Raw genomic sequence first — 12,413 nt, 5'->3', positions numbered from 1 at the left:
TAAGATATTGTCGTTATGTCAAATAATCGCCGTTCACCCTTATTGTCCATTATTATTGCTGTGATAGTCGTTCTAATAGTAGCGATTATTTGGTGGTTCAAGCCTGTTAACAATAGCAACGCTTTTTCTCAAGCGGATTCTATAACGCTAGACAATCAAGCTAACGCTAATACCGTAAATAAAGCGAGCTCTGATAGCACTATGAGCCAACAATCGAATCAAAACATAATTAAATTTACCACAGGACTTGAGAGTTTACCGCGTTCCTTGCAAGGGACAGATGTCGATGGTGAGATTATTATTGATGAAAACAAGCAACTGGTCATTACAGAAGGCTTAAGGCGTTTGTTTGATTATTTTTTATCAGCGCTTGGTGAAGAAGAGGAATCAGCTATTTACGCTCGCGTAGAGAGTTATATTCGCAGTCATACGCCAGAGCCAGCCGCCAGTCAAGCGGTGGCTATATTTGATCAATATGTGGCTTATCTCAAAGCCATACCTGAGATTGAGAAAAAATACGGTACGCTGCAATTGCAAGCGACCCAAAGTGGCGAGCTGGATTTAAGTGTCGTCGCTCAGCAGAAACAAGATGTCGCTAGATTGCGCCAACAGCATTTTGATAAAGAAACCATTACCGCCTTCTTTGGGACAGAAGATGAGTATGACGACTATAGTATGGAGATGGTCAGAATCAGTCAGAATTCTCAGCTGTCTGAGGCGCAAAAAGATGCCGCAAAACAAGATTACATCAGTCGTATGCCAGACAATGCAACCAAAACCAATATCGCCCAGCAAGCCAATCTAAATGAGCTGATGACGCGTACAGAGCAAATGCAAGCAAAAGGTGCCACACCTGAAGCGCTATATAATATGCGTCGTGAGCTGGTCGGTGCACCAGCGGCAGCACGCTTAGCGCAAGTAGATCAAGCAGACGCTAGCTTCGATAAGCGTTTCAAGCAGTACCAAGCACAAAAACAGCAGCTTCTAAAACAAAGTACCAGTCAATCACAGACGCAATCACAAGCTCAAATAAATCAGATTGAAAGGCAACTGTTTAACGACTCTGAACGCAAGCGTTTAACAGGTTATGCCGCCCTACAGCAGCAGAAAGCTGCCGATACAAATTAACCAAAAAGACAGGCTATAGATATGAATTTAAAGGTAAGTAAAAACCGTAAATATAGCTTGATAGGCTTTTAGGCAGTAAAACAATTCTTAAGAATCAGACAAAAGATTATGTGTTAGCAGTTAATAACTGGCTTAACAAGGCATGTTAGCAAAAATACCGTAAAATGGTACAAATATAGCGTTAATTGGTACTCAATCTATCATGATAGGCTTATGAGAAATGGGCATAATAGCCCCATTGTTTAGAATAAAGAAAACAACAAATTGATCAGAGCAAACGCTACTGATTAAAAAATAAACAATGAATATTTTATTTTGTATATTAATATTTGAAACTTATAGGAGTTTATATGAAAAACATGACTAAAATGATGATGGCTGCGACCCTTGCTGTAGGTACATTGGCCGCTGGTTGCCAAACTGCTCCTACCGTAACGGCACCTGTGACTCAACCAATTACTGCTAACGCTCTACAAGCATATGATTGGCAGCTTGTTGATGCAAAGCGCGCAAATGGCGATAAAGTCACTCAGTTATTCTTTGATCCAGCCAAACCACTTACCCTAAAATTCTTCAAAGACAACGGCAATGACCGTGTTGCGTTTGTCAATACTTGTAATAACATGGGTTCTAACTATAATGTTGTGAATGGCAATGTTGTATTAGGCAATGTTCTATCTACTATGATGGCATGTCCTGAGCCACAAGCTAGCTTTGATACAGCGACGCTTGCTACGGTACAAGGTAAATATAGCATCAGCACCAATGCAAACAACACGCCTATCTTGACCATCAAAAATAGCAGTCAAGTCGCTCATTTTAAAGCGGTTGCTAAATAATAGAGACAGTCAGTTACTATCGTTATATTATAACTGTATATAAAAAATGCCTCACTTAGCAGTGGGGCATTTTTTCGTCTAAAATTTTTGTTTAAAAGAAGATACCAATCTGCGTTACACTAGCGACATCGCTGTTCCTGATGACTTATATTTCATTCAGCACTCTTCTACTTGATATTATTAATAGTAAGTTGCACGTTTTAAATAGCTCATATCGAATGGATCTAGAGGACTTTATCTTATGTTAAAAACCACTGTCTTAAAACCGACTGTTAATATTCGTAGGCTAAATAGTACTGTTCCTATTATCATGCTTTCAATGCTGGCGGTATTAACAGGCTGCCAGACCATGCCAACTGCTTTGTCCAAAGCGCCTAGCGCGATGGCTATGAATAATCCGCTCACTATTGGCATGCCAGCAATAGATCGACAAGGCTATATTGCTTATGTAGAGGAGCAAGGCGTGGGTGCTGCCAAGGTCTCGACGCTATATCGTATCCGCCCCGATGGTAGCGGGCGTCAATTGATTGATCAGCTAAATGGCTATATCTACGCGCCTACGTGGTCAGCGGATGGTCAAATGCTCGCTTATAGCAAACAAGCCGCGCGTCAGCATCCAAAGATTTATATTTACGATGTCAAAAGTGGTAGTCATAATTTGGTCGTCAATGTAGAAGGTAGCAATTTATCACCGTCATTCTCACCCGATGGTAAAAAGCTGCTTTATAGCTCAACCGTTGGCGGCAATGCCGATATTTATGAAATGCAGCTCAGTGATGGCAGTACCAAACAGCTTACCACTTTACCGAGTACTGAAGTGCAGCCAAGCTATGCCAGCGATGGGCAGAGCTTTGTCTATACCAGTGATAAAGTCCGCGCTGGTCGCCCAAGCATTTATCGCTATAGCTTTGCCACGGGCAACGCCGCGCTGATATCGACGGGAGGCTATGCTGCCAGTCCTCAGCTTAGCTTAGATAGTCAACGTTTGGCATATCTCAATGGTCGCAAAGCGGCAGTAATGATGCTTACCACAGGACAAGTCATCAATCTGGCAGAAACGGGACTCGATGAGCCTGCGCGACTGTCGCCTTCTGGGCAATACGCCATCTATCCGACGCGTCAGTCAAATTTGGGTGGACAAGTAGGCGGTCAAAGCAGTCAAAGTGGCGGCAGCTTGGTTATCCATTCTTTAGCAGGTAATACCAGTTATGCAATTAGTAGTAAAACGGGCGGAGTAGTGCGCTCACCAATTTGGGGTCGTTAAGCGATTTTTTTAATTTAAAGGTAAATATCATGGCGCATAAAAAGAAGAACGTCCGCAAAAAACTCTGTCCTGTCTGCGAACGCGAATTTAGTTGGACTAAAAAGTTGGATAAAAACTGGGAGAGCATGGTCTATTGCTCCGACCAATGCCGTCGCGTTAAGAAGTATGAAGGGCTTGATCATCAAAAAGAAGATAAATAGGCAGTAATAACTAACCATAGATATTAGATATACGGCACAAGGGGGCAGACGATGGCACACAAAAAAGTAAACCTACCGCAAAAAACCTGCCCCGTCTGCCAGCGCCCTTTTACTTGGCGCAAGAAGTGGGAGAAGGATTGGGCACAGGTGATTTATTGTTCGGAGAAGTGTCGGCGGAGTAAGTGCAAGGGTGGTAATTGATTGATCTGTCATGTGTAAAATATATTAATCTATATTTCTTGCACATAGCAAAGGTCGTGAGGTTCCATATATTGTATATAATGTATTATCTTTCACAGTTTTCATGCTTTCAAAGCTCTCTACCCTTATTGGACGACGATGGAAGTACATTTCAAAGTAAGAATTAAGAGTCACCTTATGGTTATCAAAATCTAACTTATTGTAGTTAGCCAAATTACAAAAAAGTATTTCGCAAATTCTTTCAACAAAGCCGTTAGTAGGCATAATTTTTTTTGACATTATGATCTTTATTAAAATACCCAATTGCTGCAATATTAAATCGAAATCATAATGCAGACTCATATGATTTATAAACTTATTAATGACTATATTTAATGAGTTGTTACTTTTTAATGCAAAATCTAGCAAATTATGAATTTTGAAATCAGCAGCATTTCGGTTATCAACAAATTGTTTAGTTTGGAAGTCTATGTATCGACTTTTATCAACCGAAGTACTTAATAATAAATAGTCGTGAAAATTTATCGTATCCACTCCAGCTTGATGAGCAAGCGCTCTCAATCTTGCGTCAAAAGACAGAAGCGGTATGCTCTTTTCTTGACACAGTCTGATAATGGACTTATCTGTTTCAGGAAGAAAACTATTGAGCGCTTCTATAATTTTTGAGTTTGAGTTGTTTCCATAAGCAGGAGTAATCTGCATATTGCTTTCGACATATTCAACTAAAAACTTCAAATCATTTGAACGCTTTTCAAGCAACTGTATATCCATTTCATTCACAGTAAAATTGTTATCGTTTGAATGGATCGATAAGGGCTTATCACCTCCTTTATATTCATATATATGCTTATTACTTAGCGCTTTTAAATTTGTAAGCAGGATTTTGGGAATATATATAGACAGATTTGAAGTAAGAAAGTCTAAACTTTCTAAACGCTGTAACTCCAATAACGTAAATAAATCGATCACTACTGTAGATTGTTTTTCTAGCAAAGTTTCTAGATCGTCGATGCTAATATCAACAGTATAGTGATCATCAATTGTTCTCAGAGTGAATCGAGAATCACTTAACCAACTATATGTAATTTCAGAAATATCTTTTCCAACGTAATCCGCTAGACACATTATTGTCATTGGATTTTCTTGATATGCTTTTAACTGTCGCTCTAATTGTTCATTAGAACGTGAAGTCTGATTGATATCCTTAATAAATTTTGCTATGCCTTCTTCTGTATTAAAGTCTGCTGTGAAAGAAACCATGTTAAAAGAGTTGTTGATGTCTGATGTCATCTCCATATTCTTTCTATATATCGCTAAAGGTATAGATAAAATTTCTTCAATTTTAATATTCCGTCTTACACCAAACTTTCCTATAATTTCAAACTCTTCACCAACAGCTTTACCTAAAAACTGCTGACCTAGTTCATCGTTAGGTGAAATTATAATATCTAAGTTCTTGCCTGAAGACTTAGAATCGATATATTTCCCTTTAAGTTCGTTTTCTTCAAAATATGAAACAAAGCAACCATCAACGACTTCGGCAAAATTTAGATCAAATAAAGGATTTGAATTATTTGGAAGTTTGCGAGAAAGCATTGTATCAAGAAGCAAATCTTGAATGGCTGAGAGCACTTCTAAGTCAGTAGGGTTTGAGCGCCAAAGATTGATAACTCTTTCAATAGCTTTTTCTTGTTTTGAATATCGTAGTTCGTAAGAAGCTAACCAGCATATATCCGCAGGATTATTGTCTAGATCTAATGGAATTAGTCTCGTATCTTTTTTCAACTGACCTATATTGTCATTGTGAATACTTAAAAAAAGCTTTAAACGCCAATACCAAGATAAGTTGCTGTACTTATCAAGTCTGGGCAGTAGCATTTCAGCAGCACTAAAATCTTGAGTCTTATTACCTAACTTACTAACTAAACTAGCAAAATCGCCAAGATACTTATCAAAATTATAACTATTCTGATCTACGAAATCTTTAGCCTTTTGATATTGAAAGCTTTCAATCAAAGAATGAATTTGGATGATTAACAGATACTCTTCATTAGATTCATTGATAAGATTATCTAATGTATCACTACAAGCTCTGTACTGCTTAGTTTTAAAGTAATAGTCAGCTAGTAACGTTTTTAGATCGTTATCAGGTGTATTAATAGAAGAGATAGTTCTATTTAATTTATCGAATTTCTCATCGTTAGTACCATATAACCTTAAACCTAAGAGAGCCAAGCCTCTAAGGGTATTAGTACTAAATAAATCTACTTCATCTACAAGTTTTAAAAAATCAATATTGTTAAGTTGGTTAACTGCAACAAAAGATCTTATTTCGTTAGTTAAAGGTTCTCCAATCTCGATGTTCGAGTCAATTATATAATTTAGTTTATCCATTTCACCGAAATTATATAAGCCGTCAACCAAATATTTTATTATTTCTGAATCAGAATGATCTTTATAGACCTTTAAGAAAAACAATTTATCTGAGTTTCTTTTAGTGAATGAAACAAGGTTAATAATGGTTTCTGGAAGTATCCCACATTGGGTAGTTTTCGTTAGTTTGTAATAATGCTTAACTGATTCTTCGTTATTTATGACGCAATTTGCAGTAATAATGCTGTTTATCGCATACTTTTTTAATGAGGGTACGTCAATCTGGTTTATATTTAAGTTTAGTTCTAGGGAGTTCAACTCCGCTTCAATATAATGATGTTGGTTTTTAGGTGTAGCATATCTCAGCAGAGAGGATTCAAGAGATAGAATGATAAATGAAGGCTTTGAGCGTTCATCTTTATCAATTAGCTTCTCTATTGCATCGTATTTATCAAACTGATTATGATTCGAATAATATCTCATATAGTTAAGTTTGACAGAGTATGTATTCTTTAAAGCTTCAGGTAAATTTTCGAAGCCTGTAATATTACCTTGATTGATTTCTATTAAGTATTTTAGAGCTTGATAGCGAGTATTATCAGGGTCTTTACTAATATAACTTTCAACAATCTTTATGGCATTATCAGTATAATTACATATGATATTTTCTATGATTATTAGTACATTTCGCATTTCATCACACCACTCAAAATCTTTAACCTTTGAAGCATAGTGAGTGAATTTATCGTTTTGCTCTATCAAGTAGTAACAGTTTGCTAAGAGGTAATAAGCTTCATATTTCTCTATATGATTCATTAATTTAATATCATCAACTATTAATGAGCTTATAACTTCAGAATATCGTTCTTTATCAAAATTTTCTTTCGCCTGTTTTATTTTTTCTGAATAGTTACTGTTTGAATGGTATCTTTGACTCAAGACAATCGAATTAGCAATGTAGTTCTCTACATCATTCCAAAACTGGATTTCTACTGGAAATTTTCCATTATTAACTCTTTCGTCTGACAAAGCGTTCACAGCATCAGTCAGTTTCTGGTCAGATGGTAAAGTGGTAGCTATTATAAGTCGTGAGATTTGTTGTTTACCACTGTCAGCTTTTTCAACTTCTTTAACAACAGTAACTTTCGCACTACCATCAAATGGAAGTGCTTTAACGTGCTTACATTGAATTCCAGTTCGATTACTTGCTTTATTTAGATTATCTTTATAGACAAGCACATCTAAACCATATTGCTTTTGACCTCTGCGCCCATACATTGCAGGCGTATTACAGTTATAAATTTCACCATATACATGTGCGCAAAAAGCCTCAAACTCTTGTTCTGTGCTTGGTGGAAGAATTTGAGGTTTATAAGTCATTATGTTTACTTCCTTTTAAGTAAGTTACAAGTTCGGATTTAACCACTTCTCAGCAGTCTTCATATCCCACCCTTTACGCTCAGCATAGCTCTCTAATTGATCGGTGCTAATTTTACCGACGTTAAAGTACTCACTATCAGGATGTGAGTAATAGAAGCCGCTGACTGATGACGCAGGCCACATCGCATAGCTTTCGGTCAAGGTTGTACCGATCGCATCTACCGTACCTAGCCAATCAAACAACTTGCCTTTTTCAGTATGCTCAGGGCAAGCAGGGTAGCCAGGTGCAGGGCGGATGCCGACGTATTTCTCTTTAATCATCTCATCATTGGTTAGACTCTCATCAGCCTGATAGCCCCAATACTCTTTACGGATCAGCTCATGCAAATGCTCGGCAAATGCTTCTGCCAAACGGTCAGACAATGCCTGTACCATAATGGCATTATAGTCATCACCTGCCGCTTTATATTGCTCAGCCAGTGCTTCTGTACCGACGATAGAGACGGTAAAGCCGCCCAAGTAATCGGTATGCGTCTCTGATGGCGAGATGAAGTCTGCCAAGCTAAAGTTTGGCTTACCACTGGCCTTGTCGCTTTGCTGACGTAAGTGCTCGAATTGATATTCTGCTGCACCACCTTCAGTGGCATGGTCATAGACAGTAACGGTATCGGCACCAGTACGGCGAGCTGGCATGAGTTTAAACACCCCTTTGGCGACGATTAATTTTTCATCAATCATCTTTTGCATCAGCTCATTGGCATTATCGAACAAATCGCGTGCCGCTTCGCCCACCACATCGTCTTGCAATATCTTCGGATATTTACCGACCAGTCCCCAAGAGATAAAGAATGGTGTCCAGTCGATATAAGGCAGTAGGTTAGCGATTGGATAGTCGTCAAATATCACTTGCCCCAGCTTATTGGGGACTGGTGGCACATAGTTTTCCCAATCATACTGAAAACCAATCTTGACCGATTCGGCATACGTGACCTTCGCCGCCTTTGGCTGACGCTTGGCAAGGCGTTCACGTACTTTGACATACTCTTCGCGAGTTTCATCGATAAGCGCTTGACGGTATTCTTTGGAGAGCAGTTTGGTGACTACACCGACTGAGCGTGAGGCATCCGCCACATAGATGACACCATTGTTTTGGTATTGTGGTTCGACTTTGACCGCCGTATGCGCTTTTGAGGTCGTTGCACCACCGATCATCAATGGCAAAGTCATGCCACGCTCTTGCATTTGCTTGGCGACATAGACCATCTCATCAAGGCTTGGGGTAATCAGACCTGATAAGCCAATAATATCGACTTTCTCAGCTATCGCGGTATCAAGGATTTTCTCACAAGGTACCATGACGCCCAAATCGACAATATCATAGCCATTACAACCAAGCACCACGCCGACGATATTTTTACCGATATCATGGACGTCGCCTTTGACCGTTGCCATGAGGATTTTACCTTTCTTTTCACCCTCGACTTTTTCCGCTTCGATATACGGATTTAGCCAAGCGACCGACTGCTTCATGACGCGCGCAGATTTCACGACCTGCGGTAAGAACATTTTTCCGGCACCAAATAAGTCGCCGACGATATTCATACCGTCCATCAGTGGTCCTTCGATGACCTCCAGTGGGCGCGGATATTTCTCCCACGCTTCTTTAGTATCCGCTTCGATAAAAGTAGTAATACCTTTTACCAACGCATGAGCAATCCGTTCTTCGACGGTGCCTTCACGCCATGTCATATCGACGGTACTGTCTTTTTTCTTACCGCCATCTTGATAGTTTTCAGCGATGGTCATCAGGCGTTCGGTGGCATCTTGCCCAGTTTCGCCTTGGTTGCGGTTAAGCATCACATCTTCGATAGCGTCACGAGCTTCCTTTGGAATATCATCATACAGCTCAAGCATGGCAGGGTTGACGATACCCATCGTCAGACCATTCTGAATCGCATGATAGAGGAATACGGAGTTGATGGCTTCACGAATTGGGTTGCCACGGAAACTAAACGAGACGTTAGAGACACCACCTGATACCATCGCATTGGGCAGGTTTTCGGTAATCCATTTGGTCGCGTTGATGAAGTCGGCGCCGTAGTTATTGTGCTCAGTGATACCGGTAGCAACCGCAAAAATATTGGGGTCAAAGATAATATCTTCAGACGGGAAGCCTACTTCATCGACCAACACATCATAGCTACGTTTACAAATTTGAGTTTTACGCTCAAAGGTGTCCGCCTGTCCATCTTCATCAAATGCCATGACGATGATGGCTGCGCCGTAACGCATACAGAGCTTGGCACGTTCGACGAACTCAGCGTGACCTTCTTTTAATGAGATAGAGTTGACGACACACTTACCTTGAGTGCGCTTAAGACCTTCTTCGATAATGTCCCATTTCGATGAGTCCAGCATCAACGGCACACGGCTGATGTCTGGCTCGCCTGATACGAGGTTAACAAAGTGAATCATCGCTTGTTTAGAGTGAAGCATCCCTTCGTCCATATTGATGTCGACGATTTGTGCGCCGCCTTCAACTTGGTCACGGGCAACGTCAAGCGCCTCAAGATAAGCTTCGGTTTTGATTAGGCGTAAGAATTTCTTCGAACCCGTGACGTTGGTACGCTCACCAACGTTGACGAATAGACTGTCTTTATTGATGGTAAATGGCTCAAGACCAGATAAGCGGCAGGCAGGGGCAATCTCAGGAATGATGCGCGGTGGGTAATTTGCTACCATATTAGCGATTTGACGGATATGCTCAGGTGTTGTACCACAACAGCCGCCAACGATATTTAAGATACCAGCTTTGGCAAAGCCTTCAAGCAGTGCAGCTGTTTCATCGGCAGTTTCATCATATTCACCAAACTCATTAGGCAGACCGGCATTTGGATGCGCAGAGACATAAGTATTGGCAATATTCGATAGCGTTTGGATATGCGGACGTAGGGCATCAGCACCCAAGGCACAGTTAAAGCCAACGGATAGCGGTTTGGCATGGCGAATCGAGTTATAAAAAGCTTCCGCCGTTTGCCCAGATAGCGTACGACCTGACGCATCAGTAATTGTCCCAGATATCATAATCGGTAACTCGAAACCGATATCATCAAAGACGCCTGTGACGGCAAAGATTGCTGCTTTGGCGTTGAGCGTATCAAAAATAGTCTCAATCAAAATGATATCAACGCCACCTTCCATTAGCGCCAAGGTTGCTTCGCGATAGTTCAGCACCAATTCATCAAAGGTAATATTACGAAAGGCGGGGTCATTAACGTCAGGTGATAGCGAGCAAGTACGCGATGTCGGACCAATAACCCCAGCGACAAAGCGTGGTTTTTCTGGATTCTTCGCAGTGTATTCGTCAGCGGCTTCACGTGCGATTTTAGCAGCCGTTTTATTTAGCTCAGGCACGAGATACTGCATATCGTAGTCTGCCATCGACAGCCGTGTACCATTAAAGCTATTGGTCTCGATAATATCAGCGCCGGATTCCAAATGCGCCAAATGAATCTCTTTAATCATATGCGGCTGCGTCAGCACCAATAAATCATTATTGCCGCGGACATCTTGCTTGATATCAGCAAAGCGCTCACCGCGATAGTCCGCTTCTTCCAACTTATAGTTCTGAATATGCGTGCCCATGGCGCCATCGAGCATCAAAATCCGTGCTGCCATTTGCTCCGTGATACGTGCGCGTGCGGTTAGCTGCTGATCCTTATAAGGGAACACAGCAGGCGGCGTTAATATAAAGTCATTGGGATTGGCATTTGGGTTACTGGTATCAGTTAGATTGGTTGAAGAGGTATCAGTTTGAGAACGGGCTGTTGGAGTCATAGGAGCGCTGCTTATAGAGTCAAAGTTATAAAAAAGAAGAGGAAAAAGTCGTTATAATTTTTAATAGAGAAGACGTCAAAACCATCAATGCCAGTAAAAAATAGTAAATAAATACAGATGATTTTAGCAGAAAATATATTGCCAATGTCAGGTTATCAAAGTCTATTGCATAAAGCGTGTGAGCACAAATGAATATCATTTATCCTTAGGGTTACAGAAAGCTTTACTTATGATTATAAACGTAAAAGTATCACTTTATAATGCAAATACAGATTACATGCACACCACAAAAAGTAGCGTAAATAGCCGTTTACGCCACTTAAGGATATGTTAATTTAATTTCAGAAGGATTGATGTTTCATAAGCAGTGCTTATTAGTAAGGGTTGATGATTTTATTTGCAAGTTTGCCTATATATTATTTTTCATGGCTAATCATGCATTATCAAATCAGTGATTAGATCGTTAAGCGTTGCTGCTAAGGAAAGCCAATCTCATCTGACCTACCAGATAAAAACCAACAGATTATAGATATTTACTCATTAAGGATAATGTTATGAAAATCATCAAAATCGCTGCTATTGGTACTTTAGCTGTTTCAATTGCAGGTCTAAGTGCTTGTAACAATATGATGCCAGCCAAAAGCGCTCCTATGAAAGCGCCCATGCATAGCCAATCAATGGCAAAAATGAATGTAGTACAAATTGCCCAAAGCAATCCTGACTTCTCTGTACTCGTAGAAGCTGTCGTTGCCGCTGATTTAGCGGGCGCGCTCTCTAATCCTAATGCCAACTATACGATTCTTGCGCCAACCAATGCTGCCTTTATGCAAGCGTTACAAGAAAATAACATGACCAAAGCACAGCTCTTTGCCAATAAACCACTATTGACTAAAATCTTAAGCTATCACGTGATTAACGCTGCAGCACCTATTTATGCCAAGGATGTTAGACCAGGCAATATAACCATGCTAAGCATGGACACGCTTATGGTCACAGCCCAAGGCAAATTGATGGATGAAAGTGGACGTACAGCAAATCTTTTAAAAACGGACATTACTGCCAGTAATGGTGTGGTACATGTGATTGATAGAGTTCTAATGCCTAGATAGTCTTTTGGCAAGGTTTTATAAACTAGCCATTATATGCGTATAAGATCAATCGTTTAAGAGCTGTTCTAAGCAGCTCTTAAAT

At 40.2% G+C, this 12,413-nt stretch carries 8 protein-coding genes; 6 read left to right on the top strand and 2 right to left on the bottom strand.

The annotated features are described in order from the left end of the window. Nucleotides 1-15 precede the first annotated feature (15 nt). The 5 genes from OEG80_RS10405 (at nt 16) to OEG80_RS10385 (ending at nt 3,632) form a co-directional block, all read left to right on the top strand. On the top strand, nt 16-1,128 hold the full coding sequence (locus OEG80_RS10405; protein ID WP_263240720.1) for a lipase secretion chaperone: 1,113 nt from the start codon (nt 16-18) through the stop codon (nt 1,126-1,128). 350 nt (nt 1,129-1,478) lie between these two features. Further along, nucleotides 1,479-1,967, top strand: coding sequence for an META domain-containing protein (locus OEG80_RS10400; protein ID WP_263240719.1), 489 nt, complete (start codon nt 1,479-1,481; stop codon nt 1,965-1,967). Between the two features lie 241 nt (nt 1,968-2,208). Continuing rightward, nucleotides 2,209-3,231, top strand: coding sequence for a Xaa-Pro aminopeptidase (locus OEG80_RS10395; RefSeq protein WP_263240718.1), 1,023 nt, complete (start codon nt 2,209-2,211; stop codon nt 3,229-3,231). Between the two features lie 29 nt (nt 3,232-3,260). Next, the gene (locus tag OEG80_RS10390) at nt 3,261-3,431 is read left to right on the top strand and encodes a DUF2256 domain-containing protein (RefSeq protein ID WP_010196547.1); all 171 of its coding nucleotides are present in this window, start codon (nt 3,261-3,263) and stop codon (nt 3,429-3,431) included. Nucleotides 3,432-3,482: 51 nt separating this feature from the next. After that, the gene (locus OEG80_RS10385) at nt 3,483-3,632 is read left to right on the top strand and encodes a DUF2256 domain-containing protein (RefSeq protein ID WP_263240717.1); all 150 of its coding nucleotides are present in this window, start codon (nt 3,483-3,485) and stop codon (nt 3,630-3,632) included. A gap of 24 nt (nt 3,633-3,656) precedes the next feature. On the opposite strand, the gene OEG80_RS10380 is transcribed toward OEG80_RS10385, so the two are convergent. Both OEG80_RS10380 and metH read right to left on the bottom strand, forming a co-directional pair. Further along, entirely contained in the window at nt 3,657-7,385 is a 3,729-nt protein-coding gene (locus OEG80_RS10380) for a PIN domain-containing protein (RefSeq protein WP_263240716.1), read from the bottom strand. Between the two features lie 24 nt (nt 7,386-7,409). Beyond that, the gene (gene metH, locus OEG80_RS10375) at nt 7,410-11,222 is read right to left on the bottom strand and encodes a methionine synthase (RefSeq protein WP_263240715.1); all 3,813 of its coding nucleotides are present in this window, start codon (nt 11,220-11,222) and stop codon (nt 7,410-7,412) included. 554 nt (nt 11,223-11,776) lie between these two features. On the opposite strand from metH, the gene OEG80_RS10370 reads away from it, so the two are divergent. Beyond that, complete coding sequence (locus tag OEG80_RS10370) at nt 11,777-12,331, top strand: fasciclin domain-containing protein (RefSeq protein WP_020442781.1); 555 nt, start codon at nt 11,777-11,779, stop codon at nt 12,329-12,331. Nucleotides 12,332-12,413: the final 82 nt, after the last annotated feature.

It is taken from the genome of Psychrobacter sp. SC65A.3, from assembly GCF_025642195.1.
GTDB lineage: Bacteria > Pseudomonadota > Gammaproteobacteria > Pseudomonadales > Moraxellaceae > Psychrobacter > Psychrobacter cryohalolentis.
This window is presented reverse-complemented; position numbering and strand designations above follow the sequence as displayed.